Annotated in this window: 16 protein-coding genes and 2 pseudogenes; 15 read left to right on the forward strand and 3 right to left on the reverse strand. The window is 39.8% G+C overall.

Annotation, left to right across the window (positions count from 1 at the left end; genetic code table 11):
• Window positions 1-62: 62 nt before the first annotated feature.
• The 12 genes and pseudogenes from BLV33_RS25245 (at window position 63) to sigK (ending at window position 13,324) form a co-directional block, all read left to right on the forward strand.
• Window positions 63-1,328 (forward strand): ABC transporter substrate-binding protein, encoded by a 1,266-nt coding sequence (locus tag BLV33_RS25245; protein WP_253187169.1) that lies wholly within the window; start codon window positions 63-65, stop codon window positions 1,326-1,328.
• A 79-nt stretch (window positions 1,329-1,407) separates the two neighbouring features.
• The gene (locus BLV33_RS25250; RefSeq protein WP_090798111.1) at window positions 1,408-2,421 is read left to right on the forward strand and encodes an aldose 1-epimerase; all 1,014 of its coding nucleotides are present in this window, start codon (window positions 1,408-1,410) and stop codon (window positions 2,419-2,421) included.
• A 119-nt stretch (window positions 2,422-2,540) separates the two neighbouring features.
• Window positions 2,541-2,630 (forward strand): annotated as a pseudogene (locus BLV33_RS29010) (sigma factor-like helix-turn-helix DNA-binding protein); the annotation flags it as partial.
• Window positions 2,631-2,848: 218 nt separating this feature from the next.
• Complete coding sequence (locus tag BLV33_RS25255) at window positions 2,849-3,088, forward strand: hypothetical protein (protein WP_139305822.1); 240 nt, start codon at window positions 2,849-2,851, stop codon at window positions 3,086-3,088.
• Between the two features lie 187 nt (window positions 3,089-3,275).
• Window positions 3,276-4,547: a sugar ABC transporter substrate-binding protein gene (locus BLV33_RS25260; protein WP_090798114.1), complete on the forward strand. Its 1,272-nt coding sequence runs from the start codon at window positions 3,276-3,278 to the stop codon at window positions 4,545-4,547.
• Between the two features lie 83 nt (window positions 4,548-4,630).
• Window positions 4,631-5,530 (forward strand): carbohydrate ABC transporter permease, encoded by a 900-nt coding sequence (locus BLV33_RS25265; RefSeq protein ID WP_090798116.1) that lies wholly within the window; start codon window positions 4,631-4,633, stop codon window positions 5,528-5,530.
• A 2-nt stretch (window positions 5,531-5,532) separates the two neighbouring features.
• A complete protein-coding gene (locus BLV33_RS25270) occupies window positions 5,533-6,372 on the forward strand; it encodes a carbohydrate ABC transporter permease (RefSeq protein WP_090798118.1) in 840 nt (279 codons plus the stop codon).
• Between the two features lie 272 nt (window positions 6,373-6,644).
• Window positions 6,645-8,645, forward strand: coding sequence for an RICIN domain-containing protein (locus BLV33_RS25275; protein ID WP_090798120.1), 2,001 nt, complete (start codon window positions 6,645-6,647; stop codon window positions 8,643-8,645).
• A gap of 162 nt (window positions 8,646-8,807) precedes the next feature.
• A complete protein-coding gene (locus BLV33_RS25280; RefSeq protein WP_090798121.1) occupies window positions 8,808-10,691 on the forward strand; it encodes a cache domain-containing sensor histidine kinase in 1,884 nt (627 codons plus the stop codon).
• A 44-nt stretch (window positions 10,692-10,735) separates the two neighbouring features.
• On the forward strand, window positions 10,736-12,283 hold the full coding sequence (locus BLV33_RS25285; protein WP_090798123.1) for a response regulator transcription factor: 1,548 nt from the start codon (window positions 10,736-10,738) through the stop codon (window positions 12,281-12,283).
• Window positions 12,284-12,729: pseudogene (locus BLV33_RS30270) on the forward strand (IS6 family transposase); the annotation flags it as partial. It abuts the gene before it with no gap.
• A gap of 25 nt (window positions 12,730-12,754) precedes the next feature.
• The gene (sigK, locus tag BLV33_RS25300) at window positions 12,755-13,324 is read left to right on the forward strand and encodes an RNA polymerase sporulation sigma factor SigK (protein ID WP_366414864.1); all 570 of its coding nucleotides are present in this window, start codon (window positions 12,755-12,757) and stop codon (window positions 13,322-13,324) included.
• Between the two features lie 194 nt (window positions 13,325-13,518).
• Here sigK and BLV33_RS25305 read toward each other — a convergent pair whose 3' ends face one another.
• Window positions 13,519-14,211: a site-specific integrase gene (locus tag BLV33_RS25305; protein ID WP_090798129.1), complete on the reverse strand. Its 693-nt coding sequence runs from the start codon at window positions 14,209-14,211 to the stop codon at window positions 13,519-13,521.
• A gap of 190 nt (window positions 14,212-14,401) precedes the next feature.
• Between BLV33_RS25305 and BLV33_RS25310 the strand changes: the two genes are divergently transcribed.
• The 3 genes from BLV33_RS25310 (at window position 14,402) to BLV33_RS25320 (ending at window position 16,219) form a co-directional block, all read left to right on the forward strand.
• A complete protein-coding gene (locus tag BLV33_RS25310; RefSeq protein WP_253187170.1) occupies window positions 14,402-14,614 on the forward strand; it encodes an FAD-dependent monooxygenase in 213 nt (70 codons plus the stop codon).
• A 221-nt stretch (window positions 14,615-14,835) separates the two neighbouring features.
• Window positions 14,836-15,069: a hypothetical protein gene (locus tag BLV33_RS29015; protein ID WP_139305823.1), complete on the forward strand. Its 234-nt coding sequence runs from the start codon at window positions 14,836-14,838 to the stop codon at window positions 15,067-15,069.
• A 343-nt stretch (window positions 15,070-15,412) separates the two neighbouring features.
• Window positions 15,413-16,219: a phosphosulfolactate synthase gene (locus tag BLV33_RS25320; protein WP_090798134.1), complete on the forward strand. Its 807-nt coding sequence runs from the start codon at window positions 15,413-15,415 to the stop codon at window positions 16,217-16,219.
• 58 nt (window positions 16,220-16,277) lie between these two features.
• Here the strand turns inward: BLV33_RS25320 and BLV33_RS25325 are convergent, their stop codons facing one another.
• Window positions 16,278-16,988 carry an IS6 family transposase gene (locus BLV33_RS25325; RefSeq protein WP_253187171.1) on the reverse strand — a complete coding sequence of 237 codons (711 nt, stop codon included), beginning with the start codon at window positions 16,986-16,988 and terminating at the stop codon, window positions 16,278-16,280.
• A gap of 39 nt (window positions 16,989-17,027) precedes the next feature.
• Window positions 17,028-17,402 (reverse strand): lyase family protein, encoded by a 375-nt coding sequence (locus tag BLV33_RS30915; protein ID WP_366414839.1) that lies wholly within the window; start codon window positions 17,400-17,402, stop codon window positions 17,028-17,030.
• Window positions 17,403-17,421: the final 19 nt, after the last annotated feature.

Raw genomic sequence — 17,421 nt, forward strand, 5'->3', positions numbered from 1 at the left:
ATTTAAATTGTAGATTTGTCAGAGATGGGGTCATGGTTTTGAAGTTCAGGAAATGTGTAGGTTTGTTATTGCCAGTTCTCTTCATACTGGCGCTAGCTCAATCAGGGTGTTCGAAAAACCTAGAGGGTGACGGCAGTAAAACAGCAACACCGGTAAATGAAGTTCTTACTGAGATCTCGTTTTGGAATCCTTTCGGCGGAGGCGAAGGGGATTTCGTCGAGCAGATCGTTCAAAGCTTTAATGCATCCCAGAAGGGTATTTTCGTCAAACAGCTACGATTGGAATCCAATGAGTACTATGTGAAGCTGAGTACGGCACTTTCTTCCGGTAAAGGACCGGATGTTGCTGTCGCGCATGGGGATCGGATCTCTCCGTTTGTGAAGGCGAAGCAGATTATGCCGCTTGATGTATTGGCAGTTGATGCAGGGTTTGATTTCAAAGAAATTGATGATTCCAGTGTACAGAACGCGACCTTTAGCGGCAAGCCGTATGCGGTTCCACTCGACACCCATTTTCACGTACTCTATTACAACAAGGATATTCTGCAAAAAGCCGGTCTGCTGAATGTGGATGACACACCGAAGCTAGGCGAAGCGACTCCGAATGGATTTATCCAGTTGCTGAAGCAAATTCAGGCTAAGGTACCGGATGTACAGCCTTTCGCTGTAAATACGCCCTACTTTCAAGAACCGTTTCTGAACCTTTATTATGAAGCGGGCGGTGAACTGCTGAGTAGTGATAAGACGAAAGCTGCGATTCATAACGATAAGGCGCTTAGCGTGCTAAAGTTCTATCAGCAAATCTATGCGAGCCATTTAGCCGATTTAAACGACAAGACGCCTTGGGACTCCTTTCATAACGGTAAAGCTGCATTATGGTTCGGAGGAGTTTGGGAGGCAGGCCATCATCTCAGCGAGAAAACCTTGCCTGTTGGAATCATGCCTCTTCCACCGATATTCGGCAGCTCAGTACACTGGGGCAGCTCACATATGTTGGTTGTTCCAACCTATGTGGCTCAGGAGAAGCAAAGAGCCGCAATGACTTTCATGAAATATTTCTCGGAAGTTGGCGGAGTGACGTGGGGCCAAGCAGGGCATGTGCCAGCTAATCGAGCGGTCGTGCAGAGCGCAGCATACCAGCAGCAGCCTTACCACAAGCTTTTCATCGAAGCGCAGCGTCAGGTTAAGTTCGCTCCGCAGACTAACAAATACTCCGCGATTTTCACGACCCTTTCTGAAGATCTCCAAAGCATCGTTTTAGGTGGACTTGACCCTGAAGCTGGACTGGCTGCGCTTGAGAAGAAGCTCAATGATATTCTAGCGAACTAAATATCTCCTAGTAAATATCATTAAGTAAGCTATGATACAAGTGGTGGTTTCAATATTTGAATGGAAAGTAGGTTGTACAATGTCAGGAGCATACGCAATACAAGGACAGTTTCATGGTGAAGATGCAATCTGGCTTTCTGCGGGAGCTTATGAGGCCGCTGTATTGCCGCAAATAGGGGGGAACTTAATTGCATTTCGCGACAAAGTGAGGGGATTTAGATTTTTGCATGAACCTGACAAGGATGAAATGGAAGCATTTATGGCAAGACCAATGATTCACGGCATTCCAGTTCTATTTCCTCCAAATCGGTACGAGGATGGACGGTTTCCATGGAACGGCCAAACCTACACATTTCCTGTCAATGAGGAAAGTACGGGCAATCATCTTCACGGATTTCTGTATAACATCCCTTGGGAAGTGGAGGAGTACGGGAATAAAGGAGCCGAAGCTTCCTATGTCCGCCTGAAGACAAGCATCGATAACTCAAGTAAGATGTATCGTTATTTCCCACATACCTTTACTTTTTGGCTTGAATATACGATAAGCGAGAAAGGGCTGCAACAGCAGGTTCTTATCCGAAATGAAGGTGACGAGCCGATGCCATGCCTGTTGGCTTTCCATACTTCGCTTAACGCGCCATTTTGTAAGACTAGCCGACCCGAGGATTACCGGTTCCATATGACTCTGGGGCAGCGATGGGAGTTAAATGCTAGAATGCTCCCAACAGGAAAGCACCAGATCCTAACGGAGCAGGAGGAGGCGATGAAGGGTGCGGGAGTATATCCGTTCTTTGAGGCCATGGACAATCATTATACGGCACAATCCCAGAATGGCAGAAATCGCGCTGTTCTCACAGATCTTCGCCAGCATGTATCCTTGGTGTACGACGTAGGCTCCTCCTACAAGCAGTGGATGATTTGGAACAACAATGCGAATCCGGGATTTTTCTGTCCAGAGCCTCAGGTCAACCTGGTTAATGCCTCGAATATCGAGATGCCTCCTGAGGACATCGGTTTATTCGCTCTGGCTCCCGGGGAACTGTGGGAAGAAACAAGTCTTTTGTACACAATTCCTTCTATGCTGCATAGTTAAACAAACAACTCAATCCCCCCTCTTCAATGAGAGAGGGGATTTTTCGGCTCTGGTGCAAATAAATTTGGACCCACAATATATAGTATTTTTTGAATTTGACACCGCATATGGTATGCAAAAAGGAGCTGGGGATTTCTCGATCGTTTGTTTCCCGGATTGAGAAGAGGGCGCTTATGAAGCTTTATCATGAGTTCGTGATTCTGCACTAAGATGCAGAAACATTAGGGATAAAGAAATGAAAGGGAGAAGGGTCAGGCGGATTTTTTCTAGTCTTATAAAGAGGTAAAACTCAGGTTGTGTGGGAAGCAGCGGGATTAGGATTGTGACTTCAATGCAACCCGGTGCTCCGGAAGTAAAATGAAGGTCAAAAACTTCATCTTAGAAAAGGGAGATTCGTTCCTGTTCTTTTTTAATGACGAAGAAAACATTGACAAAAGGGTATTCTACAGAATTTATTAAGGGGATAGTTGATAGATTATTTGAAGAAGGTTTTATTCATGAACAAGCAAAACAAAGTGATATAGCAAAGTTTGAAAGAGAAAAGTTAAATTATTCAAAAATCATATATCAGCATTTTACAAGAGATGAAAATGTCATGGACTATATTGATGAAATAAACAATGCTATTTCCATTGGTGTTGGCAGGGTAATATTTCGTATACAGTAAGACTTTTTTTGTCTCTGCGGGATTAATGAAGGATCAATATCTATCAGTTATAATTAATGCTATATTAATTTTTTACACCTCCTTTTATATTTTGGAGTTTTATAGACTGCTTTATTACTTTATTATTTAATTATTGAGACGCGTCAATACATAATAAATCTTTTTTGATATGAAAGGATGAAAACTTTTGAAAAGAGGAATTGTTTTTCTCGTGGCTTGTTTATTACTTGTGAGCGTTTTAGCAGGTTGTGGTTCAAATAACACTACTAAAGAAACTTCACAGGTAGCTAGTGCTGCACCTGCAGAAACCAAGAACACGACGGTTGATACAGCAAATACTAAAAAAGTTAAATTAACATTATGGCACTATTATGAAAAAGACATCCAAGATTACATTAAAAAATTTAACGAGTCACAGAATGAAGTTGAAGTCACACCAAAATTTGTTCCATTTAATGATTTTAAGAAACAGTTGACCATAGGTTTGTCTGCAGGAAATCTTCCGGATTTGGTTTTGATGGATAACCCGGATGTAGCGGCTTTTGCGGCCATGGGCCTTTTTGAGGATATTACCGATAAAGTTTCAACATGGGCTGAAAAAGACCAGTTCTTTGAAGGTCCAATGAAATCCGGTGTATACCAGGGTAAAAACTATGCATTACCTTTCGTAAGCAACTGCCTAGCAATGTTTTATAATACTGAGCTCTTAGATAAAGCAGGTGTTAAGCCGCCACAAACTTGGGATGAATTAAAGGCTACTGCAAAGCAGCTTACAAAAGGTGGAGTATATGGTTTTGCTACTTCCCTTGCAAAAGGCGAAGAAGGTACATTTAATTTCTATCCCTGGTTGATAGCTGCAGGTGGAGATCCAAACAAACTGGATAGTGCAGAAGTAGCAAATGCAGTTAATTTTCTTTCCGGCTTGATGAAGGATGGATCGATGAGCAGGGAAGTCATTAATGTGGGTATGTCCGATATTGAAAAGCAATTCGCGGCAGGTAAGGTTGCCATGATGATTAATGGGCCTTGGCAGACTCCGTCTATCCAAAAGGATAATCCAAACCTTAAGTTTGGTATAGCTTTAATCCCTAAAGGGCAAAAAGGCGGATCTGTTCTCGGTGGAGAAAATATTGGCATAGTAAAAGGTAAGAATAAGGAAGCTGCTTGGAAGTTCCTTTCATGGGCAGGCAGTGCAGATGCAATAAGGGCGTATACTAAGGCTTCCGGTGCTTTCCCTCCAAGAAAAGACGTTGCAGCTGACAAGAATTATACGGATGACCCTGCACTCAAGGTTTGGATGGAACAGATGCAGTATGCTATGCCTAGAGGACCTCATCCAAAATGGCCTGAGTTGTCTACAGCTTTATCAACTTCAGTGCAGGCAGTAGTTACAGGTACGAAATCAACTGAGGATGCACTGAAAGAAGCACAGGCGACAGTGGATAAGTTGATGAAATAATTCGAAAGAAAAATTGAGCTGTATTATGGGAGTATATGGTATGAACATATACTCCCATTTATTAATAAAAGGTGGTTTTTGTTATGAGGCTGATAAGTAAATTATTTCGAGGAGATAATATTGGTTTTATCTTTGTGTTACCTGCTACTATTTTTATGCTGGTATTTACCGGATACCCGATAATCAATAACATAGTCATGAGCTTTCAAGATGTCAATGTAATGACCGCAAACTTACCTCATAAAGAATTTGTAGGAATGGCCAATTACATTAACCTTACAAAAGAGTCAATTTTGAGAGTGTCACTTTTTAATACGCTATATTACACAGTAGCCAGTATATTTATTCAGTTTGTTTTAGGTTTTTTACTTGCTTTATTTTTTTATAAGAATTTTGGACTTTCAAAAAATATCAGGGGTTTGATTCTCATACCATGGATGATTCCCGCCACTATCACTGCCCTTGTATTTAAGTATATGTTCAGTGCTACAGGCGGAATTATAGATCAAATTCTAATGAACCTACATATCACCAGCAAGCCTGTAGAATGGCTGATTCACCCAACAAGTGCAATGTGGTCGTTGATTATTACAAACTCCTGGATCGGTATTCCCTTTACAATGATCATGCTTTTAACCGGTTTAACTACTATTCCTCATGAAATCTATGAAAGTACGGATATTGATGGAGCAAATTGGTGGAATAAACTGATACATATTACTCTTCCAATGTTAAAGCCGGCAATCGAAGCTGTCCTGATTTTGGGATTCATTGCAACCTTTAAGGTGTTCGATTTAGTTTATGTTATGACAAAAGGAGGGCCTGTTGATTCAACAGAAACTCTCTCAACTCTTTCCTACAGATTATCTTTTACAGAGTTTAATTTTAGCAAAGGCGCCGCTGTTGCTAATATTCTTTTTGTGATCTTATTTTTAGTCAGTTTGGGTTATCTGAAGCTGATCAAGGAAGATGAGGTGATGTAAAAATGAATGAAATGGTAAGCAATAAGAAAAATACCTTATTCAATATAGTTGCAGTTATAATATGTATCATTTTTCTTTTCCCTCTGTATTGGATGATTATTTCGTCTCTTAAGACCGAATTGGAAATATTCAAGACGCCTATTTCCTTTATCCCTCAAGATATAACATTCAAAGCATATTTTGAACAAGTAAGAGATGATTACAACATATTCAGAAACTTCTTAAACAGTATTATTATTTCTCTGAGTTCGATGATAATCTCTATTATTTTAAGCATTCCAGCAGCATATGCCTTGGCAAGATTCAAATTTAAAGGAAGAAAGGTGTTCATTCTATCCTTTTTAATTACCCAGATGCTGCCTACATCCCTCATACTGACTCCACTATTTATCATTTTTAAAAGTTTGAATCTTTACAATACTTATATGGCACCTGCCATAGCTGATGCTACAATTGCAATACCTTTTTCTGTGCTGATCCTGAGGACATATTTTATTACAATACCTAAGGAACTGGATGATGCTTCAAGAATAGATGGCTGTAATCCATTTACTTCCTTCCTAAAAATAATGGTTCCAATTGCTCTTCCAGGTGTAATTGTAAGTACTGTTTTTTCTCTATTATTTGCATGGTCAGATTTGATCTTTGCTCTTACATTCATAAATAACCAGGATATGTGGCCGGTAACTTCCGGGGTTTTTAATTTTATGCAGCGCTATGGAACCCAATGGAATAATGTGATGGCTTTTGGTGTTGTTTCAGTAATACCTGTTATTCTCCTATTTGCTTTCTTGCAGAGATATATTATCAGTGGGTTGACTAACGGCGCAGTGAAGGGTTAATGAAATAGTGATAAAAAGTGGCTTTTCGCCGCTAACATTGGCATAAATTAGCTCTATGAATTTCCAGATATTGTTCAACCGACTAGCTCAGTGTTGCGTTTTGTCAGATACCTTAACCTATCCTGAGTTAGTTGGATAATCAAAATTCTTAATTTAAAACTTTCATAAAAATTTACACCTATATTAATTTATTCGAGTTGTACAAGGAAATATTCAAATTTATAGTGTAAGTGCTTACATAATTAATAAACAAATCAATAGGAGGTAAGCTTATGAAGTATGCTAAAAGAATAGCGTTATTATCATTTGTTTCAATTTTTCTATTCTTCTGTCTTGTTACCAGTACGTATGCTTTTGGTCCGATTACGGTATGGTCGAGCACATCATCAGTAAGTGCAAGTTATGCTCGTGCTTTAATGCTTCAGTACAATGGTGCTAACAATGGAAAGATGTATGCAACACATGAAGTATGGACAGATAAACAAACTCCACATCCAGCCGGACCAACTTTTCCGATTTATGAAAGTACAAATGGAGGACAATCATGGAGCAAGATTGCAGATGTTGCCGATGTACACTCAGGTGAGGGTTTAAGGGAACAGGGTTTTTTGTTTGAACTTCCGCAGCAGATAGGAAATATGCCGGCGGGAACTATGCTTTTTGCTGTTAATGCGTTTCCGGGTGGTGAGCTGGTACACCATATTAAACTATTTAAAAGTAATGATTTGGGCAGGAATTGGACTTATGTATCTACTATCGCAACAGGGGGGCCATACGTACCAGGTTGGAGTTGGCCTAGTAACCCAGATAAGGGAATATGGGAACCGTTCCTGTTAGTTACTAATAATAAGTTGATTTGCTACTATTCGGATGAAACGGATCCTAACAATAACCAGATGGTAGTACATAGGACCTCTGCAGATGGGATTAATTGGAGCAATATAACAGTAGATGTGGCTCTGGGTGCATTAAGGCCGGGTATGCCTATTGTTACTAAAATGGGTAACGGAAAGTATATGCTTGTTTATGAAATGGTTGGTATGCAAGATGATCAAATACACTATAAAATATCTTCAGATCCTGAGAACTGGGGAAACGTTTCAGATCCGGGAAGCAAGGTGAATTATTATCAGGGACAAACTCCGGGATCACAACCATATGTAACTTGGGTTCCTGGCGGTAGTCCAAATGGAACTGTTATAATTTCTGGCGGACGGTCTGATAAATTATTCTTGAATTATAATTTTGGTCAAGGTCATTGGACGGTCCAAGACTGTGTTATACCTACAGGTTACAGTAGAGCTTTAGTTCCTACGGGAAACTCTACAATATTTGTAATTGCTTCAGTAATGAATTCTTCAACTGGTAAAAAGGATGTTAAAGGTGGGACCACTGACATTCTTTCCTCCAACAACATGTATAGTGGCAATCTTTTCATGCTGGTCAATAAAAATGGAAAATCAATGGATTTGATAGGTGGAAATCAAAATGAAGGTGCGGTTATTAACCAGTGGTCCTATGACTATAACGGACCAAATCAGAGATGGTCCTTTATTCCCACAGGGAATGGACATTATAGGATCGTTAATGTCGTAAGCGGCAAATATGCTTCCATTCAAGGGGATTCGCTTGCAAACGGTGCGCAGCTTTTGAGTTCTTCCTATCAAGAAGAAAACACATCTCAACAATGGGATTTTGTAGATGTTGGAAATGGATGGTTTAAGATTGTTAATGTCAGAAGCGGTAAATTCCTTGATGTAGATCAAAATTCTTTAATGGACAATGCAAAAATGCAACAGTGGGATTGGACAGGCGTAAACGGTCAATATTGGAGACTACAACCCCAAGGTGATTATTATATACAGGCAAAACACAGCGGTAAATATATAAATGGCGGTGGTGGCGGTACTGTGAATGATACTTCGGTGATTCAATGGTCCTTTGAGACAAATAGTTGGTTCAAATGGCGTTTCGATAGCGTTGGAGACGGGTGGTACAAGGTAACCTATCTGAATGCTCCTTCCAAGGTAATCGACTTGGCGGATGTCGCCATGGACGCAGGTCATAGAACTCATCTGTGGGACTATGTAAGCGGTGACAACCAAAAAGTAAGACTTGTTCCACAGCAGGATGGAAGCTTCAAGATGTACTTCAAGCATTCAGGAATGGCATGGGATATTGAAGGGGTTTCTATTAATAATTCAGCAAGATTGACTCAGTACACCGAGGCGAGCGGCGATAACCAAAGGTTCTATTTGGAAAGAATCAACTAGAGTTTTACATTGATGAAGTAAATGGACTATGTGCATAACGCCGTTATATGTACATAGTCCTATCATAAAAACTTACAATCTTGTTATCTTAATTGTAATGGGGTATATTTTTTATATTGATAGTTATATGATTGGAGCAATTATATTACATGGGTGCAATATATGGATACAGAATCTAGAAAAGCAACTAAAATATTTGGAATATTTAGAGGATTGTTTAAATCAAACAATCATAAAATGAGTTTAAAGGTGAGACTCATTTTTTCTTTTCTTTTTGCGGCTATAATCCCTTTAATACTTGTACAATTCGTCCTCTATTTGAACATGACAGTATCAATGCAGAATAAGGTGGACGATCTGCTGAAGATTAATCTATTACAGACTGCTAAAAATGTGAATATGAAAATTGAATCATATAATGATTTGTTATTTCAAATATTTTCTGATAACGAAATTGTTGAACTGACAAAAAAATTGAACAAGGGTTCCGATGATGAACAAATATCTGCTTTTGGAAGGCTTAGAGAAAAGCTTGGTACTCTGGCTAATTCAAAAGAAGGAATATCGGGCATCTCGATTTTATGTCCAAATGGACTGGTTGTAAGCTATGACAAAGTTACAGGTTTGGCAACTCAACACTTCTGGATAAAATATAAAGATATTACAAAAACAAATTTTTATATGGAGGCAGAAAAAACGGATCACACTGTACTGATTCCAACCTCATTTGCAGATCAGTACGGAGATAAGGGGCTTTACTTATTTCATATGGCAAAAAGGATGTTTGATATAGAAAGACTGGATAAAACGACTCTCGGTGTCATTGTTTTAAGTTTAAAAGAACAGCTTTTATCGGATGCGTGCAATGGGGTCTATGGTACTATAGAGAATGGCAAACAGAAAAATGGATTCAATTTTATAATTGATCAAAATCAAAAGATCATTTCTTTTCCTGAAAAGGCTTACATTGGTGAGCGTGAAGAAGAGATTCTAACAGGAAATTCAATGAACTTTACAAGGGATATGAGTATGTTAAACGGCTGGATTAAGGACTTAAGTCAGAAGTCTGTTTTGATTAATAAGTATGAAGATAGGAATCTAGGGTGGACCTTTATAAATATTACAGATAAGGATAGGATGTTTTCAGAAGTTTACTCGCTTCAAAGGCTTTTTACCTTAATTGGCCTAGCTGCGGTACTTTTTTCAATCATTCTGGTTATTTATTTTTCAGGAAGGTTTTCAAAGTCCGTAAGAAAAATCGTACAAGCCATGACAACAGCCAAAAGCGGGGAACTGAATGTACATGTTGACCTTAACACAAAGGATGAAATATCTATCATTGCCACAACTTTTAATAGTATGATGGTTCAGATAAAAAAACTGATTGAAGATGTAAAGCGTGCGGCCAGACACCAAAAAGATGCTGAAATAAAAGCGCTTGAGGCTCAAATAAATCCACATTTTCTTTATAATACGTTAGATACTATAAATTGGGTAGCAATAGAAAATGAGCAGTATAAAATAAGTAATATGCTTAAGAATCTTGCGCAGATTTTGAGGTATAGCATAAATCAAAGCAATGAAATTGTCACTTTTAAACAAGAAATAGAATGGCTTAGACAATACATATATTTGCAGCAGATACGCTTTGACTATTCCTTCCATTGTGAAGTGGAAATTGATGAAAATGTGCTGGATTGTAAAATCCATAAACTTTTAATACAACCGCTTATTGAGAATGCGATTATTCACGGATTTGATGGATACACCTCCGGAGGATTGATCAGCGTAAGCGTAAAAATATTTGAGGTTAATCATATAGTAATATCAATAAAAGATAATGGAAGAGGAATAAATGAGTCAAAACTTGCAGATCTTTTAAAAGAAGATGGGAATGAAACAATTAGTACCGGAAGAGGGTTTGGCGTGAAAAACGTATTTAATCGATTGAAACTGTACTATGGTGAAGATTGCAAATGGAATATTACAAGTGAACCGGGTAATGGAACAGAAATAGTATTAAAAATACCTAGACAGTCTGAATAGATTATCAATGGATGATATGAAAGTTAGTGTTGGAGGAGAGTTTTATGAAAATTGTTGTGGTTGAGGATGAAATGAGGACCCGTAAAGGAATTGTTCAATTAATAAACCAAATAAGCAGCAATTATCAGATTGTGGGAGAGGCAAGCAATGGGATTGAAGGAGAAAAAATTGTTGCAGAGAAAAAACCCGACCTCATCATTACGGACATCAAAATGCCTGACATGAGTGGATTGGAAATGTTGGATAACCTAAAAAGGTATAATTTGAAGCATAAGTCTATTATATTAAGTGGGTATTCGGAATTTGAGTATGCAAAAAAAGCTATAAAAGTTGGTGTTTATGAATATTTACTTAAGCCTTTTACTGTAGATGACCTTCACAGAGTATTAATTGACATAGAAAAGCTAATCAAACTGGAAAAGTCACTTGAAGAAAGTAAAACATCAGAATCTGTTTCTTTAGATTTTATTCTAAATAGCATTTTTCTAGGAAACGATCTTGACATTAAAGGATTAGCGGGAAAAATGAAATCGGAATATGATCTGGATATAACAAAAAACTTTTATGTTGGAGTCGTTTATTTGGATAGTGATAGCGAAAATGCTTCAAAGAAAGTAATAGGATTGGTTGAAGAATATTTGAGCACGTATTTGGCAAATCAACATTATTTATATAAAATCAGAGTTGAAAATACTTATGTAATTATTTTACCTGATAATAAAAAAACTTATGATTTTAAAAGGGCCATACAGAATCAACTGCTTAAAGAAATCTATCAAACGCAGTATGGAAACGCTATCTTTGGATTTATTGAATGTGAGAATATCAATAACTTTACAAACAGTCTTTCTACTTTAAAGAGGGAGTTACAATGGTCAATTGTACTTGGGGAAGATGTGCTGATCGACCATACTAAAATTCAACATATCGTTACAAAGATAGTCAAATATCCTATAGAGATAGAACGCAGGATGATATTGGCTGTTCACTCTATGGATTTAGAAAAGATAGAAGCCTGTTGTTATGAGTTCCTGAAATGCTGGAGAATAGACGTGCATCAACCGGATGATGTAATAAATGCATTTGTACAGTTTTCTTCTGCTATGATAAATACTGCAAAGAAAGTATGCAGTGAATGGGAAAACAGCTTGAATCTGAAAGAAACATATCAAAAAATGATAAATTCATTTACGTGGAGGGAATTAAGTGGTTCACTTATGGATTTGGTAGCAAAACTGTCTTTATCAATCAAAAATCAAAACAATGATTACAGTCTGGTTATAAAGAAAGCCCTAAACAATATTGATTTGCATCTGCATGAAAGAATAACACAAGTGGAAGTCGCAGATAAACTTAATGTGACCCCGGAATACTTGAGTTTTCTTTTTGCAAAAGAAGTGGGAAGAAATTTCAATACTTACATAAAGGAGATAAAGATCAATAAAGCAAAGGAGTTATTGCTGAAAGGAGATATGAATACATTCACAATTTCTGAAAAATTAGGATTTACTGACTCCAAATATTTCTATAAGGTGTTCAAAGAAGTCACAGGCTTATCTACAAGTGATTTTATTAAAATATATAGAAATTAAATTTCTCATACAACGATCATGAGATGGGTACATCAATATGCCCCTGAAATAGCAATCAGAGTTCGACCCTTTCTCAAACATTTGAATGACTCATGGCGTTGTGACGAAACCTATATCAAAGTAAAAGGTCAATGGACTTATCTTTATCGTGCTGTGATAAGAACCCGGCTTACCCGGTTGCAATCGAGAAGCTGAAGGAGAATGATAAACTACCTCAGGAAACGTAAATCAGACAGACAAAGTATCTCAATAACATCATAGAACAGAATCATCGATTCATTAAGAAACGAACGAACCCGATGCTTGGGTTTAATAGAACTGCAGAGCAAACGATAACAGGAATTGAAACGATACATATGATCAAAAAGGGGCAAGTCGAATGTAATCATTCGTCGCCCCTTTTTGTCGTTCGACTCATCCATCAGTTGTTCGGTTTAATTGCATAAAAATTAGTTTGACCGAACAGATCGTCTGGACTTTTTTAATTTTTGCAACAGAACCCAAAACATTTTTACATCGTTTCGTGTTCATATTGTCAAAAAATTCGACAATACCGGAGAAGATCTGGAGGATTTGATCTCGATCGGGACCATCGGGCTGATCAAAGCGATCGAATCTTTTTCTCCTAACAAGGGTACGAAATTGGCAACGTTTGCAGCTCGTTGTATCGAGAACGAGATCCTGATGCATCTGCGCTCGCTGAAGAAAACGCGCAAAGACGTATCGCTGCATGATCCCATAGGTACGGATAAAGAGGGCAACGAGATTACACTGATCGACATCCTTGGAACAGAAGCTGACGATGTTATAGATAAGGTACAGTTAAAGATTGAGAAATCGAAGATATACAAGAATTTAGATATATTGGATGACCGAGAAAAGGAAGTAGTGATGGGTAGGTTTGGCTTGGAGCTTGGCGGCGAGGAGCGCACACAGCGGGAGATAGCGAAGGAGCTTGGGATTAGCCGCTCGTATGTATCGCGTATTGAGAAGCGGGCGCTGATGAAACTTTATCATGAGTTTTATAAGGCGAAACGGTAATTTAATGAGGAAATTAAAACACACTATCTTGAGGGGGTGGCGCTCACAAGGCGTGCGGGTTCAAATCCCGCCGACCGCATCAAAGCAAGGGGATCTTGATTATCAAGGTTCCTTTGCTTTTTTACTGGGATTTTTAATATCCAAAACAAATCTAAATTTATATACTTGGGGACGAATTGGGGACGAAAATTATATTAATTATTGTTGGGGTTCAGACCATCGAATTTATTAGCTGCCTCGCGACTGACCTTCTGGGTGACATGGGTATAAATATTTGCAGTCGTGGTAAAATTAGAATGTCTAAGTCGTTCTTGGATGGTTTTTAGATTAGTTTGTTTCTCAAGCAAAATGGTTGCTGTTGTATGTCTTAAACCGTGTAATGAAATACGTTTAAAGTTGTGCTTTTCAGTAAACCTTCGCCACCACTCCGAAGGGTAAGTGAAATACAAAGGTTTTCCGAAACCACCGTGAAAAACATAATTATGATCTGCTCCTAACCATAAATCTTGAATGTTCTTTTTATTCGCTTCCCATTCATTTTGATACTGTTTCAATAATTCCATAAACCATTCCGGCATATCCACTTTTCCAATTGAGCTCTTGCTTTTAGGTTTCCCTACAACGGCCTGGCTGTTTTCAGTAAGTGAAATACTTTTGTTAATAAAAATAGATTGTTCTTCATAGTTAATATCAGACCATTCCAAAGCAACCAACTCTCCTCTTCTGAAACCACCGACTAACGCGGCAATGCAATAAATCCTCCACATTAAAGACTCATGAGTTAGAGCGGAAATTACTGCTTGTGCTTCCATTTCTGAATAGTATTCAATATCTTTTGAAACGACTTTTGGTTTTTTGATCCCAGCCATCGGATGTGTTTTTAACAATTTCCAATTAACTGCTTGATTAAAAACGTTTTTAATCACTCGGTAGATGTATTGAATAGTTCCGCTGGATAATGTTTGATGTCAGTTCAATATTTTCCAGAGTGTGGCGAACGACCAGAGGACTTCAATGAGAAGCATGTCTTGAGCTGATTCACAAGGGGGCGGGGCGATAAGATGTCCAAGATAGATTGTGGACGCACGGCATTGGGAAGCGGCGGCCTATGTAGCTGACCACTACACCGTAAGGCGAGCGTTTCTAGTCGGCGACGAGGCTCACGTGATGCCGCCTACGGGCGGATTCGGCGGCAACACCGGCATTCATGACGCCCACAATATCGCTTGGAAATTGGATGCAGTTTTGAGGGGCGTAACGGGCCCACGCCTGCTGGACACATACAACTAGCGAGTGCAGACCGGTTGCTGAACACACTATGGCTCACTCCCTCGCGCGACTTCAAGCATGGCTTAAGGACCCGAGCAAGAAACTGCCGCCAGCCGAGAAGATCGTCGATGATAACGCCGTCGTCTTGGGGCGCTCATTCCCGAAGATGGGTTTTCGGCGGATGAAAAATTTGAATCCGCAAACGCCGTCGGGACGACCCGGCTCACGCGCGGTGCACGTGCTTGTCGAGCCCCAAGGCGAGTGACTCTCCACATAACGGCCAATGGGTGCTGTTTGCCGGGCCAGGTGGAGGTACGTGGCTTGAACCAGCCGGTCGAATGAATTCGGCATCCGCTCTCGGTCTGCAATGTTATCAGTTCGGCCCCAAAGGCGAGCTGCGGGATATCGAAAATCGCTGGTCTTCCGCATACGGTGTGACCGAGGATGGCGCGGTCTTAATTCGGCCGGATGGCTGATATCCTCGATAACTTCGTTGTAGCAATAAATATACAACAGGATCAATCAGATCTTGCTCATTAAATAAAATCGTTTTGCTTCTAAGTTCTTTTATCAGAAAGCTGGCTTCGTAAGCATTTACCCCAAATCTTACTTCTGACGCCTATACTTAAGAACGTACTCAGTCCTTTTTTCACACGGAACTCACGTGACGCAGCAGTCGATCACCCTGGCTCAAAAGCTTTTTACCCTACCTTATGCAGGCTCGTCAGAATTTAGGCATGTTGGGCACCCTCTCCAGAAAAAATACATATGATAAACTCAGAAAAACATAAATCAAGGTACAGTGAGGAGATTTAACCTATGAAAGTGACCTCTCATCTGGATTGGAATCCTATGCTGGTTGACCCTACCGGGCGCAGACAAAATAAGCCAAGAACGCTGGGCAAGACCATGGTCATCGACAAAGGGCTCGGCCTAAATGGCTTTGAAGATTTGCTGGATACCTCAGGCGCGCATCTGGACATGATCAAAATCGGATTTGGCACATCACCGCTCTACCCGCAGCAGCTTTTAAGAAAAAAAATTGAAATGGCCCACGCTTATGGCATTTTGATTTATCCCGGCGGCACTTTTTTGGAGGTAGCCATCACACAAAACGCAGTTTCTTCTTTTTATGCGATGATTGTAAACCTGGGTTTCACGGGGGTGGAGGTTTCCGACGGTTCTATCGAGATGGATCGAAAACTTCGTAACAAGCTAATTGAAACAGGGCTGGAAGAAGGGCTCTCGGTGATTACCGAGTACGGTAAAAAATGCTGGGGCTCCTCCATCGAGGTGGAGGAATTAATCGAAACGGTGACGCTGGATACCGAATACGGAGCGGAGCTCGTTACGATTGAAGCGCGTGAATCCGGTTTGGGAGTGGGGATTTTTGATGAACAGGGGAACTGTAAGGATGAGGAGCTAAGCAGAGTGCTCTCAGCCATTCCGGGTCAGGAGATCCTCTTGTGGGAAGCGCCTCTTAAGAACCAGCAGGTTCATCTGCTGCAGCTCTTGGGCCCCGATATTCATCTGGGCAATATTTCACCGCATGAAATCATTTCTCTGGAAGCTTTGCGCAGAGGGCTGCGCTCCGATACGCTTTCATTCGGAAATGCAAGAAGCTAGGAGAGTTCTGGTGCAACAATTACAAATGATCAAAGATATCCGCGATTTTGTGGTTTGATTATGCTGTCAAACCAAACAATTTATTGATTAATTTAATTGTAGAGAGGGCAGACGAATGAATGCATTCGACCTGCCCTTTCCTTATCATGTGCATGACTTCGATTCCTGCGATTGTTTTCTCGGCAGTTTTGAAGGACTTGAATCCCAGCATAGGTTTAATGATTTTCTTTATGAATCGATGATCTTGTTCAATAATATTGTTAAGATATTTTTGTTGTCGTAGCAATGTTTCTTGATTGATAGCATTCTCGTCTTTCAATTGCTGAACTGCGGTAGGGTAAGCTGGATTTTTATGGATAGTAATAACGCGCGGCAATTGATTGTGTGGTGAAGTCAATGCTTTCTCGAAAAATCGTTTGGCAGCAGGAGCGTCGCGATTTTCAGATAACATAAAATCAATGGTGTTGCCTCTTGAATCCACTGCTCTGTAAAGATATTTCCATTCTCCTTTGACTTTAATATAGGTCTCATCTGTTCTGAACGAATCGTTAGTCGGCTTTAAATAAGGACGAATTCGTTTATCTAATTCCGGTCCAAACTGGTGAATCCAACGCATGATGGTTGTATGAGCCATATGTAGTCCTCGTTCTCCCATCATCTCTGCTAGATTACGATAACTAAGACTGTATTTTAAATACCATCTTACCGTTAGCAAGATAATTTCTGATTCATATTGCTTGAACTTAAACAAATCTAATTTCGTTTCCAAAATATCTGCCCCACCCATGACTTTTTTTCAATCATGGTATCAAGGATTAGAGCTTGCACCACAACCCTGCTCAAGGTAATTCTTAATGACCGCCTCGTTGGGCTCGATCCCGACGGCACATTTCTCATTGAAAGAATGCAGTCCGTCGGCCAGCAGTCTTATTGACTGCAGGAAATTAAGAATAAGTACGGGCTTGAACACGTTCAGTTCAAAATTCCCTTGACTTGCGGCAAATCCGATCACTGCTTCGTTTCCCATCACCTGGCAGACAATCATGGTCAATGCCTCGCTTTGGGTCGGATTCACTTTTCCGGGCATGATCGAGCTTCCCGGTTCGTTCGCGGGAATCGCAATTTCTCCTATGCCGGAACATGGACCACTAGCCAGCCACCGTACATCGTTGGCGATTTTCATCAGGTCGGCGGCCAGCGCC

Origin of the sequence: Paenibacillus sp. GP183 (assembly GCF_900104695.1) — a bacterium.
Taxonomy (GTDB): Bacteria; Bacillota; Bacilli; order Paenibacillales; family NBRC-103111; genus Paenibacillus_AI.